This is a genomic window from Nonomuraea sp. N2-4H (genome assembly GCF_045291505.1).
In the GTDB taxonomy this organism is placed as follows: Bacteria; Actinomycetota; Actinomycetes; order Streptosporangiales; family Streptosporangiaceae; genus Nonomuraea; species Nonomuraea fastidiosa.
On the sequence record NZ_CP147987.1, the window covers coordinates 8,047,186 to 8,068,354 of the forward strand.

At 69.5% G+C, this 21,169-nt stretch carries 20 protein-coding genes and 1 pseudogene; 12 read left to right on the forward strand and 9 right to left on the reverse strand.

The window, feature by feature from the left end:
* Nucleotides 1–59 precede the first annotated feature (59 nt).
* From WBK31_RS37285 to WBK31_RS37310, 6 genes are all read left to right on the forward strand, one after another.
* Nucleotides 60–629 (forward strand): amino-acid N-acetyltransferase, encoded by a 570-nt coding sequence (locus WBK31_RS37285; protein ID WP_364063981.1) that lies wholly within the window; start codon nt 60–62, stop codon nt 627–629.
* An 85-nt stretch (nt 630–714) separates the two neighbouring features.
* A complete protein-coding gene (locus WBK31_RS37290) occupies nt 715–2,109 on the forward strand; it encodes an RDD family protein (RefSeq protein WP_364063979.1) in 1,395 nt (464 codons plus the stop codon).
* Between the two features lie 123 nt (nt 2,110–2,232).
* Nucleotides 2,233–2,544, forward strand: coding sequence for an RDD family protein (locus tag WBK31_RS37295; protein ID WP_406673927.1), 312 nt, complete (start codon nt 2,233–2,235; stop codon nt 2,542–2,544).
* A 35-nt stretch (nt 2,545–2,579) separates the two neighbouring features.
* Complete coding sequence (locus WBK31_RS37300; RefSeq protein ID WP_378785729.1) at nt 2,580–2,717, forward strand: hypothetical protein; 138 nt, start codon at nt 2,580–2,582, stop codon at nt 2,715–2,717.
* A 512-nt stretch (nt 2,718–3,229) separates the two neighbouring features.
* Nucleotides 3,230–3,562, forward strand: coding sequence for an Lsr2 family protein (locus WBK31_RS37305; protein ID WP_364063975.1), 333 nt, complete (start codon nt 3,230–3,232; stop codon nt 3,560–3,562).
* 1,155 nt (nt 3,563–4,717) lie between these two features.
* Nucleotides 4,718–7,219: an ATP-dependent Clp protease ATP-binding subunit gene (locus tag WBK31_RS37310; protein WP_364063972.1), complete on the forward strand. Its 2,502-nt coding sequence runs from the start codon at nt 4,718–4,720 to the stop codon at nt 7,217–7,219.
* Nucleotides 7,220–7,631: 412 nt separating this feature from the next.
* Here the strand turns inward: WBK31_RS37310 and WBK31_RS37315 are convergent, their stop codons facing one another.
* Nucleotides 7,632–9,122, reverse strand: coding sequence for a hypothetical protein (locus WBK31_RS37315; protein ID WP_364063969.1), 1,491 nt, complete (start codon nt 9,120–9,122; stop codon nt 7,632–7,634).
* A gap of 627 nt (nt 9,123–9,749) precedes the next feature.
* Here WBK31_RS37315 and WBK31_RS37320 point away from each other — a divergent pair.
* Nucleotides 9,750–10,688 (forward strand): TIM barrel protein, encoded by a 939-nt coding sequence (locus WBK31_RS37320; protein ID WP_364063966.1) that lies wholly within the window; start codon nt 9,750–9,752, stop codon nt 10,686–10,688.
* A 68-nt stretch (nt 10,689–10,756) separates the two neighbouring features.
* On the opposite strand, the gene WBK31_RS37325 is transcribed toward WBK31_RS37320, so the two are convergent.
* Complete coding sequence (locus WBK31_RS37325; RefSeq protein WP_364063963.1) at nt 10,757–11,026, reverse strand: hypothetical protein; 270 nt, start codon at nt 11,024–11,026, stop codon at nt 10,757–10,759.
* A gap of 36 nt (nt 11,027–11,062) precedes the next feature.
* Between WBK31_RS37325 and WBK31_RS37330 the strand changes: the two genes are divergently transcribed.
* Nucleotides 11,063–11,392, forward strand: a complete 330-nt coding sequence (locus tag WBK31_RS37330) for a cupin domain-containing protein (protein ID WP_364063960.1) — start codon at nt 11,063–11,065, stop codon at nt 11,390–11,392.
* Between the two features lie 334 nt (nt 11,393–11,726).
* Here WBK31_RS37330 and WBK31_RS37335 read toward each other — a convergent pair.
* A pseudogene (locus WBK31_RS37335) lies at nt 11,727–12,481 on the reverse strand (A/G-specific adenine glycosylase).
* A 195-nt stretch (nt 12,482–12,676) separates the two neighbouring features.
* Here WBK31_RS37335 and WBK31_RS37340 point away from each other — a divergent pair.
* Nucleotides 12,677–13,360, forward strand: a complete 684-nt coding sequence (locus WBK31_RS37340; RefSeq protein ID WP_364063956.1) for a hypothetical protein — start codon at nt 12,677–12,679, stop codon at nt 13,358–13,360.
* Nucleotides 13,361–13,378: 18 nt separating this feature from the next.
* Here the strand turns inward: WBK31_RS37340 and WBK31_RS37345 are convergent, their stop codons facing one another.
* The 6 genes from WBK31_RS37345 to WBK31_RS37370 form a co-directional block, all read right to left on the reverse strand.
* A complete protein-coding gene (locus tag WBK31_RS37345) occupies nt 13,379–13,939 on the reverse strand; it encodes a dihydrofolate reductase family protein (protein WP_378785727.1) in 561 nt (186 codons plus the stop codon).
* A 585-nt stretch (nt 13,940–14,524) separates the two neighbouring features.
* Nucleotides 14,525–15,601 carry a DNA integrity scanning diadenylate cyclase DisA gene (gene disA, locus WBK31_RS37350; protein WP_406673928.1) on the reverse strand — a complete coding sequence of 359 codons (1,077 nt, stop codon included), beginning with the start codon at nt 15,599–15,601 and terminating at the stop codon, nt 14,525–14,527.
* Between the two features lie 40 nt (nt 15,602–15,641).
* Nucleotides 15,642–17,048 carry a DNA repair protein RadA gene (radA, locus tag WBK31_RS37355; protein WP_364063947.1) on the reverse strand — a complete coding sequence of 469 codons (1,407 nt, stop codon included), beginning with the start codon at nt 17,046–17,048 and terminating at the stop codon, nt 15,642–15,644.
* Between the two features lie 156 nt (nt 17,049–17,204).
* On the reverse strand, nt 17,205–17,510 hold the full coding sequence (trxA, locus tag WBK31_RS37360) for a thioredoxin (protein WP_364063945.1): 306 nt from the start codon (nt 17,508–17,510) through the stop codon (nt 17,205–17,207).
* A 2-nt stretch (nt 17,511–17,512) separates the two neighbouring features.
* Nucleotides 17,513–17,881, reverse strand: a complete 369-nt coding sequence (locus tag WBK31_RS37365) for a MerR family transcriptional regulator (RefSeq protein ID WP_364063943.1) — start codon at nt 17,879–17,881, stop codon at nt 17,513–17,515.
* A gap of 42 nt (nt 17,882–17,923) precedes the next feature.
* On the reverse strand, nt 17,924–18,622 hold the full coding sequence (locus WBK31_RS37370) for a class I SAM-dependent methyltransferase (RefSeq protein WP_406673929.1): 699 nt from the start codon (nt 18,620–18,622) through the stop codon (nt 17,924–17,926).
* Between the two features lie 139 nt (nt 18,623–18,761).
* Here WBK31_RS37370 and WBK31_RS37375 point away from each other — a divergent pair, with 139 nt between their 5' ends.
* The 3 genes from WBK31_RS37375 to WBK31_RS37385 all read left to right on the forward strand — a co-directional run bounded on the left by WBK31_RS37375 (nt 18,762) and on the right by WBK31_RS37385 (nt 21,131).
* Nucleotides 18,762–19,571: a sugar phosphate isomerase/epimerase gene (locus WBK31_RS37375; protein ID WP_364063937.1), complete on the forward strand. Its 810-nt coding sequence runs from the start codon at nt 18,762–18,764 to the stop codon at nt 19,569–19,571.
* Nucleotides 19,568–20,446 carry a class I SAM-dependent methyltransferase gene (locus WBK31_RS37380; RefSeq protein WP_364063934.1) on the forward strand — a complete coding sequence of 293 codons (879 nt, stop codon included), beginning with the start codon at nt 19,568–19,570 and terminating at the stop codon, nt 20,444–20,446. The genes WBK31_RS37375 and WBK31_RS37380 overlap by 4 nt, the downstream gene beginning before the upstream one ends.
* A 100-nt stretch (nt 20,447–20,546) precedes the next feature.
* On the forward strand, nt 20,547–21,131 hold the full coding sequence (locus WBK31_RS37385) for a TetR family transcriptional regulator (RefSeq protein ID WP_364063931.1): 585 nt from the start codon (nt 20,547–20,549) through the stop codon (nt 21,129–21,131).
* Nucleotides 21,132–21,169: the final 38 nt, after the last annotated feature.

Here is a 21,169-nt window from a genome sequence, read left to right on the forward strand (position 1 = left end):
ATGGGGCGAGACGTGGGAGTTACGGCCGAGCCGTAATGACATCTGTACCCTGGAGGGCCATGGAGCAGGTGGCCGAACTGACAGCAGCCGAGACCGCGGTGGTGGTCCGGCGTGCCCGCACACCCGATGTGCGGGCCATCAGGAGGCTTGTGGACACCTACGCGGGAGCGGGCCCGCGGCTCCTGAAGAAGGCCACCGTCACCCTGTACGAGGACGTACAGGAGTTCTGGGTGGCCGAACGGGGCGGGCAGGTCGTCGGCTGCGGCGCGCTCCACGTGCTCTGGGAGGACCTCGCCGAGGTCCGGACGGTGGCCGTGGATCCGGAGTGCCGGGGCATGGGCGTCGGCCGTCGGATCGTCTCGGCGCTCATACAGCAGGCGAAGGATCTGGGTCTGAGGCGTGTATTCTGTCTGACTTTTGAGGTCGACTTCTTCGCCCGGCTCGGCTTTCGCCAGATTCAGGGCACGCCGGTCTCACCCGAGGTGTACGCCGAACTGCTGGCCTCGTACGACGAGGGTGTGGCGGAGTTTCTCGATCTCGAACACGTCAAACCGAACACCCTGGGCAACACCCGCATGCTGCTCCATCTGACATCGGGTGACGCGGACCCTGACCATACGGAAAGGTGATTGTTGATACCTATGTCGATACGTTGGGCAGCACAGGCATGTGTCCTGACACGTGCCACATGCGCACTTGAAGCGAGGTGACACGGTGAGCACCGGACAGCCGCCGTATCCACAGGACGAATCCGGCGAGAATTCTGCACCCGGCACCCCTTACGGGCCGCAGAACGCGGGCCGCCACCCCGGCGCGCCCGACCCGGACGCGACTGTGGTCGGCTACCGGGCGGACGACGCCTACGGGCAGCAGCCCCAGTACGGACAACAGCAGTACGGCTATGGCCAGCAGCAGCCGTCCCAGCCGGGATACGGCCAGCAGCAGCCCCCCTATGGCCAGCAGCAACCCCCTTACGGCCAGCCGGGCTACGGCCAGCAGCCGCAGCCGGGCTACGGCCAGCAGGGCTACCCCCAGCAGGGCTACGACCCCCAGCAGCAGGCTTACGGGCAGCAGCCGCAGTCCCAGCCCGGCTACGGCCAGCAGGCCCCCTCCGGCCAGCAGGGCTACGACCAGCAGGCGCCGTACGGGCAGCAGCCCCAGTCGCAGCCGGGCTACGGCCAGCAGGGCTACGACGCCCAGCAGCAGTACGGCCAGCAGGGCTACGGCCAGCAGCCGCAGTCCCAGCCCGGCTATGGACAGCAGCCCCCGTCTCAGCCCGGGTACGGTCAGCAGCCGCAGTCCCAGCCTGGTTACGGTCAGGGCTACGACGCCCAGCAGCAGTACGGGCAGCAGCCCCAGTCGCAGCCCGGCTACGGTCAGCAGGGCTACGACGCTCAGCAGCAGTACGGGCAGCAGGGCTACGGGCAGCAGCAGCCGTCCCAGCCGGGCTACGCGCAGCCCGGGTACGGTCAGCAGGGCTACGACGCTCAGCAGCAGTACGGGCAGCAGGGCTACGGCCAGCCGCAGCCGTACGGGCAGCAGGGCTACGGGCAGCCCGGTTACGGTCAGCCCTACCGCCAGCCGATCGGGGTGCAGCCTCCGGGCGCGCCGGCGCCGCTGGCGGAGTGGTGGCAGCGACTGCTCGCCAGGCTCATCGACGGTGTGGTCTTCGGTGTCGTGATCGTCGTGGTGTCGCTGCTGCTGACGCCGCTGTATCCCTCGTACAGCTCGATCACGGGCGTCGCGAGCGGGCTGGCCTCGGCGCTGCTGTACACGGTGGTCTCCGCGGTCCTCATCACCTTGATCTACACCCTGTACGACTTCCAGCTGACCAGGATGAAGGGTCAGACGCTCGGCAAGATGGCGCTCGGCATCAAGGTCGTCCAGGTCGGCGGGCAGCTCCAGCCCGACGGCGTGCCGACCGGCCCCGCGCTCAAGCGCTCGGCGATGACGGTGGGCGGCTACATCTTCTACTGGGTGCCCTTCGTCGGATGGCTGATCACGCTGGTCGCCTACGGGCTCAACGGCGCGTCCCAGCTCTGGGACAAGCCGCTGCAGCAGACGTTCGCCGACAAGTTCGCCAAGACCGTGGTCGTCAAGGTCAGGTAGACCCCTCAGAAGTCCTCACAGGCGTCACAAGGGCCGGCTCGCGCCGGCCCTTGTGTTATGTCCGCAGACCCCGGAGAAAATGGTGAGGGCCCCCGTGCTCCGCGAAGACGTGAGGTGGGAGATATGGCCGGGACACCGCAGGTACCGGACGCACCTCCCGCTGAATGGTGGGAACGCCTGGCCGCCCGGCTCATTGAAGCGCTCGTCTTCGGGGTCTTCTATTACATTCTGTTCATTGCGCTGTGGGCCATCTTGCGGACTGTCGGGATGTCGGAGATGTTCAGCAGCAGGCTGCCCGGAGTGGCAGGCTGGGCGGTGGCCGGGCTGGGTTATGCCGCTTACGACTGGTGGGCCCATTCACGGCGCGGGCGTACGTTCGGCAAGGCGATCATGCGCATTCGCCTGGAGCCGGCCGGCCGGCCCGTAAGCTGCTGAAACGGTCGCTGGTCTATCCCGCCCCGCTGATGCTCATGGGCATTCCCGTGGTCAATCTGCTGACCGGAATGCTGCTCTTCGGCGTGGGGCTGCTCATCCTCATGGACAAGCCGCTGGAGCGGGGCCCGCACGACAGAGCTGCTGGAACGCGGGTAGTAAAAGATCTTCGCTGAGCCTTGTGTACCAGGGGCGATGTCTTTTCGTAAAATTTTCGCTTGATCCGGTAAGGAGCCTGGAGAGACTGGCATTAGGCTATGGGGCGTCCGGGTTGCCGGATGTTGGCGCCCCTGCGACACGCAGGGCATCTGTGTGCCGCTATGGTCGGTTGCGGGTGGCATCGCACCGTGCGTCATGAGGAGCCGGGCTCTCGAGGTGACGCACCGGACGCTTTAAGCGCCCCCGAAACCCCGCTAGCCGTGGAGGCGAAGGACGAATGGAAGCCCTAACAGAGGTATTGTCAGCGCTCATCCCCCCGGCGGTGGTGGCGGGCGCCTTCATCTTTGGCGTAGTGAAGTTGGTCCGCTCCGAGGCTCTGGGGGGCCGCCGAAACCGCGAGGATCAGCCCGAGGGCCAGAACTGATCGGCCAGTCAGCCGAATCCCCGTAGCGCTGAATTGTCTCCACGCCTTTCCGGGTATATGTTTGGGCAGGCGAATGAAACAATGCTCCGCGAAAGGATTGCGTACATGGCCAAGCAGATCCAGGAGATTCTCATCGATGACCTCGATGGGGGCGAGGCCAATGAGACGGTCAGCTTCGCTATTGACGGCTCGTCCTATGAGATTGACCTCAGCGACCTTAACGCGAAGAAGCTGAGGGACGCTCTATCGCCTTTCGTGCAGCACGCGCGCAGGGCGGGCTCGGCCACCACGCGTCGTCGCGGGCGCAGCGGCAGCCGGGCCATGAGCCGGGAGAAGAGCTCGGAGATCCGTCAGTGGGCCAAGGCCCACGGCCTGCCCGTCAGCGAGCGCGGCCGCATCGCCTCCACCGTCGTGGAGAAGTACGAGGCCGCGCACTGACGCCGCTCTCTAACAGAGCGACAGCCGACCATGCGCTTATGATGTTCGCCTTGGACCCCGGCGACCGCCATAAGCGCATGATCGTATCCCCGGCGTCCACGAATCCGGACTTCGGTGGATGATGATCGCGTAAGGCGCCCATATCCGGGCGTAATGGGCACGCGCGTTCCTTGGCCATCCCCGGCGCGTTTCCGCGCCGGGGCCGCGATATGCGGGCGAGCGCGCGCCGAAAGCCGTGTGGGGCGGCCGTGCCGCTTTCAGCGTACGCTCCGTGTACGCCGCGGGGCGGCCGCCCACATTGCCGTTCGCCGGCCGTGCCCCCGCCGGTGCGGCGCAAATCCCGGGCCGCCGGTTAAGCCTGCCGCTGAACTCTTCACGCGCTGTAGTGTAAAAGCGTGATCCACGGTTACCGTACGCGGCCGTAAACACGAAGCGTACGGATGCGCGGGCATCCCGATATCCCGCTCCCGCGCCCCTCCCGGGCATATGACGCGACTATGAGCAAGGCTCGCGCAATGCCGGTTCCCCTGCATCCCCCCGCAATGCGGCCATCTCGCGAGCAGTTCGTTTCCGATTGCCGTGCACGTGTGTGTGCAAGGATCACGAGAGAATGCATCGCATCAACCGCCGAGCGCGTCTCATCATGCGGGATGGGTTCGGTAACCGTCCTGATCGGATGGCGGAATACCGATTACCGACGGTACGGGCCTTCCGGGAGCGCGGTGCGCGCACTGTGGTTGATCGTGTTCGATGCGTAACGGGCTCGCTTGGCCAAGCCTCGCATCACGACATACGATGATTACGTAACAGATACGGACGTTGCATCAGTGCTGATGCGCGGGCGAAGTGGCGTCCCCAACGCCGCGTCGTACGAGGCGTCCGGCGGCCAGATGCGTGTGTGATCCGCATGCGCCGCGAGTGGCAATTCCAGTCGTTCCTGAGAGACGGCTTAAACATCGTTCGCTTGCGGCGTAGCGGGAACACGTCACCCCCGATCAGTAGTTGGATGGAGGGTGAACGCCCTGCTCTCGGGGAACGTGTCTGCTATAGAGCGTGTCAGCGGCAGAGGGCACGGTTCGCCGAGCCAGGGCTAGCATGCGGGAGGACGGGACCGGATTTACCGGCCTGACTGACCGCTCTGTGAGGAGCGACGAGATGTTCGAGAGGTTCACCGACCGAGCGAGGCGTGTTGTCGTCTTGGCCCAGGAAGAGGCCAGGATGCTCAACCACAACTACATCGGCACTGAGCACATTCTTCTTGGTTTGATCCATGAAGGTGAGGGCGTGGCCGCCAAGGCTCTCGAGAGCCTGGGCATCAGCCTTGAGGGTGTGCGCCAGCAGGTCGAGGAGATCATCGGCCAGGGCCAGTCGGCTCCGTCGGGGCACATTCCGTTCACCCCGCGGGCCAAGAAGGTCCTCGAGCTGTCGCTCCGTGAGGCTTTGCAGCTGGGTCACAACTACATCGGCACCGAGCACATCCTGCTCGGGCTCATCCGCGAGGGTGAGGGTGTGGCCGCCCAGGTGCTGGTCAAGCTTGGAGCTGATCTCAACCGTGTCCGGCAGCAGGTCATCCAGTTGCTCCACGGTTACCAGGGCAAGGAGCCGGCCGCGGCGGGCGGCCCCCAGGAGTCGGCCCCGTCCACGTCCCTGGTGCTCGACCAGTTCGGCCGTAACCTGACCCAGGCCGCCCGCGAGGGCAAGCTGGATCCGGTCATCGGCCGCGAGAAGGAGATCGAGCGGGTCATGCAGGTCCTCTCCAGGAGGACCAAGAACAACCCCGTTCTCATTGGCGAGCCCGGCGTCGGCAAGACCGCCGTCGTCGAGGGCCTGTCGCAGAAGATCGTCAGGGGCGAGGTGCCCGAGACGCTGAAGGACAAGCAGCTCTACACGCTTGACCTCGGCGCCCTGGTCGCCGGCTCCCGCTACCGCGGTGACTTCGAAGAGCGCCTGAAGAAGGTGCTGAAGGAGATTCGCACGCGCGGCGACATCATCCTGTTCATCGACGAGCTGCACACGCTCGTGGGTGCGGGCGCCGCCGAGGGCGCGATCGACGCCGCCAGCATCCTCAAGCCGATGCTGGCCCGCGGCGAGCTGCAGACGATCGGCGCGACCACGCTCGATGAGTACCGCAAGTACTTGGAGAAGGACGCGGCACTCGAGCGGCGCTTCCAGCCGATCCAGGTGGCCGAGCCGTCGCTCAGCCACACGATCGAGATCCTCAAGGGTCTGCGCGACCGCTACGAGGCACACCACCGCGTGTCCATCACCGACGACGCGCTGGTGGCCGCCGCGCAGCTGGCCGACCGCTACATCAGCGACCGCTACCTGCCCGACAAGGCGATCGACCTCATCGACGAGGCCGGCTCCCGCATGCGCATCCGCAGGATGACCGCGCCGCCGGACCTGCGCGAGTACGACGAGAAGATCGCCAACGTCCGCCGCGACAAGGAGTCCGCGATCGACGCGCAGGACTTCGAGAAGGCCGCTGCACTCCGCGACCAGGAGAAGCAGCTCCAGCTCAAGCGCGAGCGGCGGGAGAAGGAGTGGAAGGCCGGCGACATGGACGTCGTCGCCGAGGTCACCCAGGAGCTCATCGCCGAGGTCCTGGCGACCGCCACCGGCATCCCGGTCTTCAAGCTGACCGAGGAGGAGTCGCAGCGCCTGCTCCGCATGGAGGACGAGCTCCACAAGCGGATCATCGGCCAGGACGACGCCATCAAGGGCCTGTCGCGCTCCATCCGGCGCACCCGCGCCGGGCTGAAGGACCCGCGCCGTCCCGGCGGTTCGTTCATCTTCGCCGGCCCGTCCGGCGTCGGTAAGACCGAGCTGTCCAAGGCGCTCGCGGAGTTCCTCTTCGGCGACGAAGACGCGCTGATCAGCCTGGACATGTCGGAGTTCATGGAGAAGCACACCGTCTCCCGGCTGTTCGGCTCGCCTCCCGGCTACGTCGGCTACGAGGAGGGCGGTCAGCTCACCGAGAAGGTGCGGCGCAAGCCGTTCTCCGTGGTCCTGTTCGACGAGATCGAGAAGGCCCACCCCGACATCTTCAACTCGCTGCTGCAGATCCTGGAAGACGGTCGCCTGACCGACGCCCAGGGCCGGGTGGTCGACTTCAAGAACACGGTCATCATCATGACCACCAACCTCGGCACCCGCGACATCTCCAAGGGCATCGGGGTCGGGTTCGCGAAGTCCAACGACACCGAGTCCAACTACGAGCGGATGAAGGCGAAGGTCCAGGAGGAGCTCAAGCAGCACTTCCGGCCCGAGTTCCTCAACCGTGTCGACGACATCGTGGTCTTCCACCAGCTCACGCCGGTCGAGATCATCCAGATCGTGGATCTGATGCTCGCCCAGGTCGACGCCAGGCTGAAGGACCGCGACATGGGGCTCGAGGTCTCGCCCGAGGCCAAGCAGCTGCTCGCCGACCGCGGCTACGACCCGGTCATGGGCGCCCGGCCGCTGCGCCGTACGATCCAGCGCGAGCTGGAGGACTCGCTGTCGGAGAAGATCCTGTACGGCGAGCTCCGGCCCGGTCAGGTCGTGAAGGTGACGGTCGAGGGCGAGGGCGACGACGCCAAGTTCGTCTTCAAGGGCGAGACCGCCTCGAAGATCCCGGACTCGGCCGCCGCGATCGCAGCTCCGATCCAGAACTGACGTCCCTTCCTTAGGGGGCTGAACCGGAAGCCCCCGTGTGAGTCGCTCGCACGGGGGCTTCCGCGTGCCTGGGGCCTTTTCGCGGGTGGCTGTGCGGGGGCGCTCGGTTCTTCGACAGGGACGGCGTCGGCGCGCCGCTGGGGCGCTTCTTGAAGGCGCGCTGCGGGCCGCCGCCTCCCGGGGCTTGGGCCTCGCCGCTGGGCACGAGCGTGCTTGAGCAGCCTTATGGCGTGCACGGGACCGGGACTGCGGGACGCTCCGCGGGGCCAGGCCGTCCGGGACGAGCTCGCCAGACCCGCTTTCCAGGGGAGCGCCGGCCCGCCTGCTGGGCGGCCGGGTGTCGCGGGTGGTGTGGGGTGCGGGTCCGCCTGCCCGCGCCCTTGTGGCGTCCATGCCGGGTGCCCGCGTCACGTCACGGGCGGATCAGCTTTCCGTAGGCGGCGCGGATGTCCGACTTCGAGGACTTGACGTACATCTCGCTGGGCGGGCCGGTGTCGATGCCGCCCCAGTAGGTGTAGTGGATGCGGCGCGGGCAGGCGGAGCCGCCGATCTGCACGCTGCGCGGGCCGACGCGCTTGCCGGTGCGCAGCTCGTAGACGCGTACGGGGACCTTCCGCTTCTTGAACGTCACGTAGCTGGGGCTGAAAGCGGTCAAGCTGGTGGTGGACCTGTACGGGCAGGTTCTGACCGAAGAGCCGTACGTGGTCTCGCCGGCGCAGATCACCAGGACGGCCTTCGCGGGGTCCTTGGTCACCCACGAGGAGGGCAGCTTCTTCCTGTGGCCGCTGTTGCCGATCAGGATCGCGCGGTGCGGCCCCCTGCCCCGGTACGGCTTCGCGCCGGAGTAGGGCGCGGGCCTGCTGCAGTACTTGGGCTTGCCGCCCTTGAGCAGCTTGCGGACGTTCGCCAGCTCGATCTCCAGGCCGGCCCGCTTCCTGCCGTCCTTGGCCCTGGATGCGAGGTCGTCCTTGGGGTACTGCTTGAGGAGCTGCTCGTACTGCGCCTTGGCCTTCTTCCACTTCTTGTCCTTCGCCAGGGCGTCACCGCATTCGACGATCGCAGCGGGCGCGACCTTCGGGACGATCTCGGCGGCGCGGGCCAGCACCCCGCCATCGGAAGGCCGTTCACCGAGCCAGTCGGTGATCGTCTTGGTCTCGCAGGCGTCCTTGGTCGGCAGGGCCTTCAGGAAGTCGTCCAGGACCTTGCCTGCCTTCGCCTCCTGGCCGGCGGCCTCTTTGAGCGCCTGCGACAGGTGGCCGAAGCCCGACTCCAGGGCCTTGGTGTCGCCGGTCAGGGCGGTGTTCAGGTCGCCGGCGGCCTGCGCGAGGAAGAGGTCGGCCCTGCGTCCGTCCACGCCCTGCCACAGCGCGCCCGGGTGCGCGTGGTAAGTCTCGAGCGTACGGGCGGCCAGCAGCCGATCGGTCGAAGCCTGCCGCTCGGCGGTCACCAGCAGCTCGCAGGCCGCGCCCTCGTTCTCGGCCCGGGCGGTCAGCGGGGAGTCGGCCACCCGGTGCCCGGCCCAAAGCCCTGCCAGAGCCGACAGGGCTCGTGTGCAGTCGCCGTCACGGTGGGCCGCCGCGGCCTCCTGGTGGATACGGTAGGCGTCCAACCGCAGGTAGCCGGCGGCCAGCAGGACGACGAGGGCCGCGGCCAGCCCGACGAGCCGTTGCCGTCGCTTCTCCTCGGGGTTCTCGCGTTGTAAGCCCCTGCTCGCCAGCCACCAGCCGTGGGCGGTGACGAGGACCCACCACAGCAGCACCACGTACTCGAACCAGGTGACCCGCGCGACCAGGGCCAGCACGACGACGAGCGCGATCGTGACCGCCACGGAGCCGAATGCCAGCCCGCGCCGCCGCATCATCAGGTATCCGACGCCCAGCAGCGAGGCGTTCCCGAGCGCCACGGCCAAGGGGTCGGAGGTCGGCCCAGATTCAGGTGGAAGGTCATGGGCACTCGCCGGTCTCGGATCCATCGTGGCGCCTTTCTCGTACGAACGGCTCACGGCCCTGCTCGGATCACCGCCATTGTCGGTGCGGAGGTTTGGGAGGGGTCCCGGACCAGGCGGCCCTGATCACACGATGCGATGTTCATGTGGCCCAGCGCAATACCTCTTCCGGCTTTCTGTCCGGGTGGTGGCCCAGTGGGGGCTTGTGAGGCGCTGAGGGGATGTTTGGGAGGCTTTCGGCGTTTGTCCTAAGGTCAGGGCGGGTGGGAGGTTCCCCGGGCGCTCCGAGGCGGCCACAGGCGGTCTTCACGGTGAATGATCCCGGTTTGTGATGACCGTTGCGTAATTGTTGGGTGGCCGGGTATGCCACCACCGGAAGTAGTACTACACTGCGTAGAGCATCGCCAAGTCTCACCAAGTGAGCCACAAGAGCGTTATCCCGAGCTGAGGCTGCTCCCAGCGGAGTAGCGGACGATCGACTCAGGGCGGACGCGCATACGACCCGCAGACAGGCAACATGCTCACCTGGCTCGCACGCAACGAGGCGGGCGACGGGACACAACAAGCAAGCCGTGGAGGAAACCGATGCGCCTGCGTCACGATGACGGAACGCTCGTTCACCTCGCCTACAACGCAGGCGTCCACCCCGCTGAGGACCTGGAGAACCTCATCGCGCACCTCACCCGTTACGCGGTCCCGGTGCGCAAGCGGCTGGGCGTTGAGCGCATGGGCATCGGGTTGTGGCTGTCCCCGAGCGTCGCCGACCACCTCATCGCCGACCGGATCGAGCTCGTACGGCTGCGCCGCTCCCTGGAGGAGCGCGGCCTTGAGGTCGTGAGCCTCAACGGCACCGGCGGCCGCAACCAGGAGGTGCCCGGCCCCGACTGGGCCAAGCCCGAGCGCTACCGCTACACGATGGCGCTGGCCAGGATTCTGGCGTTCCTGCTGCCGGAGGACGTGCAGTTCGGCAGCATCTCCACCATCCCCATCGGATGGCGCCGCGACTGGCCCGCCGACCTGCACGCCATCGCCACCCGCCGCCTGGAGCGGCTGGCCCGCGAGCTGCGCGGCATCTACAGCACGACCGGCAAGACGATCAGGGTCGGCTTCGAGCCCTGGCCTGGGTGCGTGCTGGAGACCACCGAGCAGGCGCTCGAACGGGTCGGCGGCATCGACTCCGAACACTTGGGCGTGTGCCTCGACGCCTGCCACCTCGCCTGCGGGGCCGAGGAGCCGGGCCAGGCGCTCAAGGGGCTGGCCGAGGCGGGCGCGCCTGTGGTGAAGCTCGGTCACGTCCACAACCACACGGGCGAGACGCCCAGCACTGGGGCCGTGCTGCACGACACGCTGACCGCCATGCTGTCGGGGGCGGTGAGCGGCAGCGCTCACATCGAAGTGGAGACCCACAACCTCACCGTGCCGGGCCGCGCCAAGGGGCCTGGTGCGCTGGTGTCGCTGCTGGCCGAGGAGCTGGACTGGGCGCGTACGAACCTGACCGCCCTGGGGCTGCAGCTGGCCGCCTGAGCGGCTCGATCTGCAAAGGCCCGGCCGGTGCTTCTTTCGCTGGCCGGGCTTTTTGCGTGCCGGGGCGGTCAGAGGTTGCCGAACCAGCCCGGGGTGTCGAGGCGCCACGGGTTCGCGGGGGTCATGGTGCGAAGGTCCGCCTCCAGGGCCTGCAGGCGGTCCTCGCCCAGCTCGGCGGCCCAGCGGGCGCGCAGGGTGCCGAAGATGCGGGCGGAACGGGTGAGCGCGTCGGCCCCGCGCGGCGTGAGGCGGACGATCTTCTCGGCGTGCAGCTCGTCGATGATCATTCGGAACGCGAGCAGCAGGCGCAGGGGCAGTTCGAAGCCGGAGCTTGACACGATAGACAGCGCCGGTCGGAGACTCCGGGCGGGGTGATGACGACGTTCGCCTCGCCGACGCAGGGCGGGGCGTCACGGGCGATGTGGCGGGTCGACGCGCACCCGGGAGCCGTGGGGCCGGTGCACGACTTCGACCGCGAGCAGGTGTGGAGCTGGATCGCCGGGGCGGCGACCGTGGAGCTGGGCGGAGAGACGTACACGGTCGGCGCAGGGGACACGGTCGTCATGCCGGCGCATACCGTGCGGCGGGTGCTGGCCGACCCCGAAACGGGCTACAGCGCCGTCGTGACGGCGCCCGCCGGGGCGCGGGCGCTCGCGGCCGACGGCAGCGGTGACGAGTACGGCGTTCCGCCGTGGATCGCGTGAGGGGGAGCGCGGTGAGCGTTGTGACGGCGAAAGAGGCGCGCCGGGCCGAGACGCCGAACGGCGTGATGACCACGCTCGCCTCGCCCGCGCAGGGGCAGGCGGAGGCGGCGTTCTGGCGGGTGGAGGCGCGGGTGGGGCGAAGGTCTGCAACCCTGGTGGTACGTCGGAGCCCGACGCCTGCCACCTCGCGCCTAAGGACGACGAGCGCATCGTCCCCCTGTGGGGCAGGTGAGCCGGTTCGCCCGGTGAACTCTCCTGATCGGCCTGCCAGGAGGTGCGGGGGAGGCCGAACTGTGGGTCCGGTTCGCCCGGTGAGCTTCCCTTGGTGGAATCGTCAGGTGGGCAGGCGGTAGGTACCGTCGTCCAGCACCTCGGCCAGGCCGTCGGCGATGAGGCCGTCGAGTGCGCGTTCGCGCTGGACGGCGTCGTCCCACACCACGTCGAGCGCCGACTTGGGCACCGGGCCGTGGGCCTCGCGCAGCACGGCGAGGAGGCGGCCGCGGCACTGGCGGTCGGTGCCGGCGTACGTCTGGCCCTTGCGGGCCGGGCCCTCGTGCGGCGGCTTGCCCGCGAGACGCCAGGCGCACAGCGAGGTGATCGGGCAGTCGGCGCAGCGAGGGGAGCGGGCCGTGCACACCAGCGCGCCCAGCTCCATCACGGCCACACCCCAGCGGGGCGCGCCCAGTTCGGGCAGCAGGCTCTCGGCGAGGCGGCGTTCGGCGGCGGAGGTTGCGGCCGGCGGGTATTCCTCGCCGCGGATCGCCCGCGCGAACACCCGCCGCACGTTCGTGTCGAGCACCGCGTGACGACCGCCGAAGGCGAAGCTGGCCACGGCCGCCGCGGTGTACTCGCCGATGCCGGGCAGCGACAGCAGCGTGTCGTGGTCTGAGGGCACCTCGCCGCCGTGCTCCTCGGTGATGGCGCGGGCGCAGGCGTGCAGGCGCAGCGCCCGGCGCGGGTAGCCGAGCCGGCCCAGTGGCGTACGGCCTCGCCCGGCTGCTCGGCGGCCAGCGCCTTGGGGGTGGGCCAGCGTTCCATCCACTCGTGCCAGACCGGCAGGACACGGACGACCGGCGTCTGCTGGAGCATGATCTCGCTGACCAGCACTCCCCACGGGGTCGCGTCGGGGGCGCGCCACGGGAGGTCTCGGGCGTTGTCCTCGTACCAGTCCAGAACGGGGGCGTGCAGGAGGTTCGGCTCAACCACGCGGTCAAGCGTATTCGGAGATTAAGGCCGTCGGCGTGTCGTCACCGAACGTGGTCGCTCTCTCACCATCCTTGGCGTATGGACCCGGATACTATGCGTGGCGACGGCGGTGACATCTACTGGCGGCGCCGGATGAGCGTGCTGATCGCGGTGCTCGTCGTGGTGGCCGTGGTGGCGTGGGCATGCTCAAGCGGCGGCAGCGGGCCGGAACGTGAGTCCAGCGCTCAGTCGTCACCGAGCGTCAGCCCCACGCCGACCGTCGACCCGCTGCTCGCGGGCCTGCGTACGCTCGCCATGGGCACCGCCAGCCCGTCGCCCACGCCGACGGCCAGCCCCAAGGCGTCGCCCTCCGAACGGAGGCGACCAGGTGAGCCGTGCTCGGACAAGGATCTGGTGCTCAGCCTCCAGGGCAGCGGTAAGGAGCCGATCTACAGCGGCGACGCCCGGCCGTCCTTCCTGGTCACGCTGGTGAACACGGGGCCGGTCATGTGCACGGCCGACGTCGGCCCCCGGTCCATGGAGATCCGGATCACCTCCGGGACGGACCGCATCTGGTCGACGGCCGACTGCGTGAGCGGCGAGGGCACGGAGATCAAGCAGTTGCGGCGCGGGGTGCCGTACGTGCGCATGCTGGAGTGGAACCGGCGGCGGTCCAGCTCCGACTGCCGGGCCGAGCCGCCCGCCGCGCTGCCCGGCACGTACGTGGCCATCGCGCGGATGGGCAGGCTGCGCAGCCACAAGGGCGTCTTCCACCTGCGCTGACCACGAGCACCGCTGGGGTCACGGGCGGTCGTAGCGGGTCACCACCACGCCCTTGTCGCAGACCCGCGACTCCACCAGCCGCAGCCCCAGCCGGTCGGTGCCGTTCGGGAACAGCGGGCGGCCGCCGCCCAGCACCACGGGGTGCACGGCGATGTGGTACTCGTCGATGAGTCCGTGCCGGGTCAGCGTGCCTGCCAGGCCCGCGCCGCCCATCAGCAGGATGTCGGCGCCGGGCTGCCGCTTGAGCTCGGCGATGCGCTCGGCAGGGTCGGTGCGGATCACTTCGGCGGCCCACTCGTCGTGCTCCAGGGTGGTCGAGACGACGATCTTGGGCGTCTTGCGCCAGACGGGGGCGAACGTCAGGTCGTGCGGGTCGTCGGACAGGGCTTCGGCGTTCGGCCAGTAGCCGACCATGATCTCCCAGACGCCTCGGCCGTACAGGAAGGCTCCGGCCCGCGCGCAGAGCTCGTTGGAGTACGCCGACAGCTCCTCGCCCATCATCGCCCAGTCGAACTCGCCACCGGGGCCCTCGATGTGGCCGTCGATGGAGGTGTGCACCCAGAACAGGATCTTCCGCATGGTTTCCGTTTCCCTTCAGTGGTCGTTGTCACCAAGGGGTCGGAGCGGGTCGGCCGGTCTCGACATGGGACGCGAGAAATCCCCCGATGTGAAATAAGTCATTCACCGTGCGGCCCGGCCGGAATAGCCGTGCGCTCCGGTCGCCGGGAGTAGCCGTGCGGTCCGGCCGCCGGGAGCAGGAGGCTGTTGGAGCTCGCGAGAGTGGGTGCCTGGGCGCAGTGGGGCGCTTTTGCGTCGTGGTGGGTGGCCTGGGTCCGGCGCGAGGGGCTGTGCGCTTTGGCGGGGAGCCCGGTCGGAGTTCCGGTGCGCTGGTGGGCGCTGCCGGGCGACAAGGCTCACGTGAGACGGAGAAAGGGGGCGCTGCTCGGCGGCCGGGTGGGAAACCACGTCACCCGAGGAGGCGCGGAGCCGGAGGGTAAGACGTGGCGTTCGAGGATGGAGGGTCTGGCGTCAGACGTGGTGTTCGAGGATGGCGGGTCCGGCGTCAGACATAGCGTTCGCGGATGGCGGGTCCGGCGTCAGACATAGCGTTCGCGGATGGCGGGTTCGGCGTCAGACGTGGTGTTCGAGGACGGAGGAGTCGCGTCAGACGTAGCGTTCGAGGATGGAGGATTCGGCGAGGCGGGAGAGGCCCTCGCGGACGCTGCGGGCGCGGGACTCGCCGACGCCGCCGACGGCCTGGAGGTCGTCGATGCTGGCCGCCAGCAGCTTCTGCAGGCTGCCGAAGTGGTTGACCAGGCGGTCGACGACGACGGCGGGCAGCCGGGGGACCTTGGCCAGCAGGCGGAAACCGCGCGGGCTGACCGGGCTTTCGAGCTGGTCGCTGCCGCTGTGGCCGAGCACGCGCGCCACCGCCGACAGATCGAGCAGCTCGGAGCCCGACAAGTGGTCGAGGTCGTGCATGGCCTCCTGCAGGCGGCGCTGGCGGCAGCAGGCCGGGGCGGGGAGGTAGTCGCGGATGACCAGCTCGCGCTCGGAGTCGACGCCGGCCACCAGCTCGTCGAGCTGGAGCGAGAGGAGCCGGCCGTCGGTGCCGAGCTCGACGACGTAGCCCTTGATCTCGTCGGAGATGCGGCGGACCATTTCGAGCCGCTGTGCCACGGCCGCGACGTCGCGCACCGTCACCAGGTCTTCGATCTCCAGGGCCGACAACGTGCCGGAGACCTCGTCGAGCCGGTGCTTGTAGCGCTCGAGCGTGGCCAGCGCCTGGTTGGCCTTGGACAGGATCGCGGCCGACTCTTCGAGCACGTAGCGGATGCCGTCGAGGTAGAGGGCGATGATCCGCATCGACTTGCTGATCGCGATGATCGGCAGGCCGGTCTGCCTGGCGACGCGCTGGGCGGTGCGGTGGCGGGTGCCGGACTCGTCGGTGGGGATGGACGGGTCGGGAACGAGGTGGACGGCGGCGCGGACGATCTTCTGGTCGTCGCTCACCACGATGGCGCCGTCCATCTTGGCGAGCTCGCGCAGCCGGGTGGCCGAGAATTCGACGTCGAGCTCGAAACCGCCGCTGCAGAGCGATTCGACGGTGCGGTTGTAGCCGAGGACTATCAGCCCGCCGGTCTGCCCGCGCAGGATGCGTTCGAGGCCGTCGCGCAGAGGAGTGCCCGGCGCTACAGCGGCCAGCGCTTCGCGACGGCGGTCGTCAAGACTCCTATCCACCTGACCCCCGTGTCGATCGGTCACCTCAGCTTAGCCGCGCTCACGTGACGTGTGTGAGTGCGTCCCAAACGTTCTCCGCCTGCACCACCTCGAACCCGGGAGCGAACGCGACCGGCCCGACCGGCACCAATGCGCGCTGGCCGCCGCGCTTTCGCCCGCCCTCGTCGAGCGATCCGGCGGGAACGAGTGCCCTCTTGAATCCCAGTCTGGCCGCTTCACCCAGCCGCCTGCGAACGTCTTTCACCGGACGCAGCTCGCCCGCGAGCCCGACCTCGCCGAGCGCCACCAGACCGGAGGGCAGCGGCTTGTCGCCGGCCGCGCTGGCGACGGCCAGCATGACCGACAGGTCGACGGCGGGATCGGCCAGCCTGATGCCGCCCACGGTGGCGGTGAAGACGTCGCAGCCGCCGAGCCGGGCGTTGAGCCGGCGCTCCAGCACCGCCAGGATCATCTGGACGCGATAGGGGTCGAGGCCGGACGAGGTGCGGCGGGGCTGCTGGGCCTCGGTGCGCGCGACCAGCGCCTGCACCTCGGCGGGCAGCGGACGGGTGCCCTCGACGGTGACGGTGACGCACGTGCCGGGCACCGGCTCGCTGCGCCGGGAGACGAACAGCCCGCTCGGGTCGGTGATGCCCTCGATGCCGCGCTCGTGGAGGTCGAAGCAGCCGACCTCGTCGGTGGGGCCGAAGCGGTTTTTGATCGCGCGGACCATGCGCAGCCGGGAGTGGCGGTCGCCCTCGAAGTTGAGCACGACGTCGACGAGGTGCTCAAGGGTGCGCGGACCGGCGATGGAGCCCTCTTTGGTGACGTGGCCGACGATGAGCGTCGCCATGTTGCGCTCCTTGGCCAGCCGCACGAGGTTGGCGGCCACCTCGCGCACCTGCGTGACCCCGCCGGGCACGCCCGTGGCCTGGCTGGTGCCGATGGTCTGGACGGAGTCGACGACCAGCAGCCGCGGCTGCACCTTCTCCACGTGGGTGATCAGGGCCGACAGCTCGGTCTCTGCGGCGAGGTAAAGGTTTTCTTGGATCGCGCCGATGCGGTCGGCCCGCAGCCGCACCTGGGCCGCGGACTCCTCGCCCGTGACGTAGAGGACGGTGGTGCGCTCGGCGATACGGGCGGCGGCCTCGAGCAGCAGCGTGGACTTGCCGATGCCGGGCTCGCCGGCCAGCAGCACCACGGCGCCTGGCACCAGGCCGCCGCCGAGCACCCGGTCGAGCTCGCCCACGCCGGTGGTGCGGGCCGTCGCCACCTCGGCCTTGACCTGGCCGATGGGCAGGGCGGGAGCGGTGGTGGCACCGGCCTGCACGACGGTGGCGCCGGCGCGGGCGCCCTCTTCGTCGACCGTGCCCCACGCCTGGCACTCACCGCACCTGCCCACCCACTTGGGGGTGCGCCAGCCGCACTCGGTGCAGCGGTATCCGGGCTTCTGGGCAGTCTTGGCCATGAGCAGCAGGCTAGCGCCAGGCACCGACAATCCCACCCGTCCCGCCCGTAACCGCGACCGGCGCGGCGCGCCGGCTGATGAGGCCGATCAGGACAGGCCCAGCTCGGCCTCCGGCAGTCGTTCCGGCCCGGGGCAGGACCGGCTCGGCCGATCGCCTCAGGACAGGCCCAGCTCCGCCTCCAGCAGGCGCTTCGGCTTGGCGCCCACGATCTGCTTGACGGGCTCTCCGCCCTCGAACAGCAGCATCGTCGGCACGGCCATGACGCCGTAGCGGGTCATGATCTCGGGGTTCTCGTCGGTGTTGAGCTTGCCGACGGTCAGCCCGTGCTCGGCCTCGATCTGCTCCAGTACGGGACCCACCATCCGGCACGGCCCGCACCACTCGGCCCAGAACTCGACCAGCACCGGCTCGTCGCTCTTGAGCACCCGCTCCTCGTAGTTGTCGGTGGTCAGCGTGATCATCTTCATCCCCTTACGAAGCAACCAGGACAGGACTGGGCGAGCTGGGCGGCCACCTCGGCGCGCCGCGCGAGCAGCACGCGGATCTCCCGGTCGATCTCGTTGAGCTTGCGCTCGTAGACCGCGACCGACTCGGCGCAGGAGCCGCCGGTGCTGTGACCACGGCGCAGGCAGTCGACGAACGGCCGCGTCTCCTCCAGGGTGAAGCCGATCTGGAGCAGGGCGCGGATCTCCGAGACGAGCCTGACGTCGTCCTCGGTGTAGGTCCGGTAGCCGTTGGACGCCCTGCGGGCGTGGAGCAGCCCGTGTTTCTCGTAGTAACGGAGGGAGCGGGTGCTCACCCCGGTGCGTTCCGCCAGCTCACCGATGCGCATGCGGCCAGGCTAAACGTTGACACTCGTGTCAAGGTCAAGCGTTCAGAAGTAGCGCCAGCGCAGCACGTTGGGGTAGTCGAGCTCCAGCCCCGGCGTCTCGGCGATGGCCTGCTCGGCCACCTCGGGCGCGAACTCGATGCGCAGCACCGCCTCCAGGTCGGCCCTGCGCTGGAAGACCATTCTGAGGTCGAGCGGCCTGCGCTGCCAGCCGTGCCGGTCCCAGAACGTCTCGACCTCGCGCGCGGAGTAGGTCGGCACCGTACGCGAGAACCACCGGCCGAACGCGCCCCGCGTCGCGTCGAGGTCCACCACGAACGCGGCGCCGCCCCTGCGCATGACCCGCGACAGCTCGCGCAGCCCTGGCTCGCACCCGGGGCCGAAGAAGTACGCCCAGCGCGCGATGGCGACGTCCACCCCGGCGTCCGGCAGCGGCAGGTCCTGGGCGGCGGCGGTGTGGACGGTCACGTTGGGCAGCGCGGCGCAGCGGCGGCGGGCCAGCGCGGCCAGGTCGCCGTGCGGCTCGACGCCGATCACCCGCGCCGCCTCGGCGGCGAGGATCGGCAGGTGGTAGCCGGTGCCGCAGCCGATGTCGAGCACCGTGGCGCCGGCCCAGGGGCGCAGCGCGCGCATGGCCACGTCGGCGGCGCCGTCGGGATCGACGGCGCGGTTCTCCAGCTCGTAGATCTGCGGGGTGTTCCAGATGTTCGGGCTGGGGATGGCGCCTTTCACGATCCGTGGCATGCGTTCCACGCTAGGGCCTTTCGCGCACTCGTCCGGACAGGCCGTCGGTACGGCTCGTCTGTACGGGGCAGAAGGCACATACGGACAGGGCAGAAGGGCCTGACGCGCCAGATCGGCTTCTCCGGCTTAGGCTGGCTACGTGGCTGATGTCATCCGCGTGCCCAATGCGAAGATCGCATTGTCCACCGCCTCGGTATATCCGGAACGCACTCCCGACGCGTTCGAGCTGGCCGCCCGCCTGGGCTACGACGGCGTCGAGATCATGGTCGGCGCCGACCCCGTGAGCCAGGACATCGACGTGATCGAGCGGCTCTCCGATCACTACGAGGTCCCCGTCCTGGCCATCCACGCGCCCTGCCTGCTGGTGACGCAGCGGGTGTGGGGGCGCGACCCGTGGGCCAAGCTGCTGCGGGCCCAGAAGGCGGCAGAGCGGCTCGGCGCGTCCACGGTCGTGGTCCACCCGCCCTTCCGCTGGCAGCGCGAGTACGCGCGCGAGTTCGAGACCGGGCTGGCCAGGATGCGCGACGAGACGGACATCACGTTCGCGGTGGAGAACATGTTCCCGCTGCGCGCCAGGGGCAACGACGTGGTGCCGTACGCACCCGACTGGAACCCGATCGACTACGACTTCCCCCAGGTCACGCTCGACCTGTCGCACACCGCCGTGTCGGGCTCCGACGCCATGGAGATGGCGACCAAGCTCGGCGACCGGCTCGCGCACCTCCACCTGGCCGACGGCATCGGCGTGACCAACAAGGACGAGCACCTCGTGCCCGGCAGGGGCAACCAGCCGTGCGCGCAGATCCTGGAGCGGCTGGCCGGCAACGGCTACTCCGGGCTCGTGGTCCTTGAGATCAACACGAGGAAGGCGGCCAGCCGCACCGAGCGCATCGACGACCTCGCGGAAGGGCTGGCCTTCGCCCGGCTGCACCTGGCGGCGTCCACGTGAGCGGGCCGCTCAAGGACCTGGCGCGGACGTTCGACCGGGTGGCCGACGCCTACGACGAGGGGCGGCCCGGCTATCCCGACGAGGTCTACCGCGCGATGACCGAGGTGTCGGGCGTCGAGCTCGACGGCGCGACGACGGTCGACGTGGGTGCGGGCACCGGCATCATGACGCGGGCGCTGCGGGCGCGCGGCTCGCGGGTGATCGCGGTGGATCCCGGCGAGCCGATGCTTGCGCACCTCGTCGCCAAATCGGGCGGACGGGGAGCCGGTCGAGGGCGCGCGCAGGACGAGCGAGGGCGTGCCCGGCGAGCCGGACAGGGCACCGGGCAGGCCGGGCAGGGCGGCGGCGAGGACGGCTATGCCGGCGGGGAGGAGGCGCCGCTCGCGGCCGTGCTGGGCGACGGTAACGCGCTGCCGCTGACCGACGGCGTGGCCGACCTGGTGATGTACGCCCAGTCGTGGCACTGGCTCGACCCGGCCGCCTCCATCGCCGAGGCGCGGCGGGTGCTGCGGCCCGGCGGCGCGATCGTGGGCTGCTGGAACTTCAACCACGCGTCCCAGGCCGACTGGCTGGCCGCGTACGAGACGAGGCTGGCCGAGGAGGTGCCCACCTACTACGGCCCCGCCGTGGAGGAGTGGTCGGTGCCGCCGATCGCGTCGGCCTTCGAGGTGGTGGGGGAGCGCTGGATCCCGTGGACGCGGCTGGTCGGCATCGAGCACTTCCTGCTCGACCTGCGCTCTCACTCGTACATGGCGGCGCTGTCGCCGGAGCGGGCCGACGAGGTGGTGGCGCGGCGGCGGGCGGAGCTGCGCGCGGCCTTTCCCGAGGGCGTGCTGTCGGTGCCGATGCGGGTCTACCTGGCGGTGGGCCGGTGACGCGCTGCCTGGAAACGGGCGGGCGCCCCTCGCTGCCGGGCGTACGGACCGGCGGGGCACAGCGCCGCCCGGCGACGGGTGCGAGAAGCGGGGCGAGGCGATGACCGCGCAGCGGCGGCGGCCGGGGCGCAGGCCCGGCGCGGTGGACACGCGCGGCGAGATCCTGGCGGCGGCGCGGAAGGTGTTCGCGGAGAAGGGCTTCGACAAGGCGACCGTACGCGGCATCGCGCGCGAGGCCGGCGTCGATCCCGCGCTCGTGCACCACTACTTCGACACGAAGGAGGGCATGTTCGCCGCGGCCATGCAGCTGCCGATCACGCCCGAGCAGGTCATTCCGCTGCTGCTCGAGGGGCCGCGCGAGGAGATCGGCGAGCGGCTGGTCGGCATGTTGCTGCGGGTGACGGCCGAGCCGGAGATGCGCGAGCCGATGGTGGCGCTGCTGCGCTCGGCGATGACCAACGAGCAGGCCGCGACGATGTTCCGCGAGTTCATCCTGCACGCGCTGCTCTACCAGGTGGCCGACCGTCTGGGGGTGCCGCATCTGCGGGTGGAGGCGGCCTTCGCGCAGATGTTCGGCGTGATCATGGGTAGGTACGTCCTCAAGCTGGAGCCCCTGGCGAGCGCGAGCATCGAGGAGCTGGTCGAGCTGCTGGCGCCGACGATTCAGCGCTACTTCTACGGGTAGAGCATTGTTCTAGAATGGGCGGCGACCTTAGGGTATGT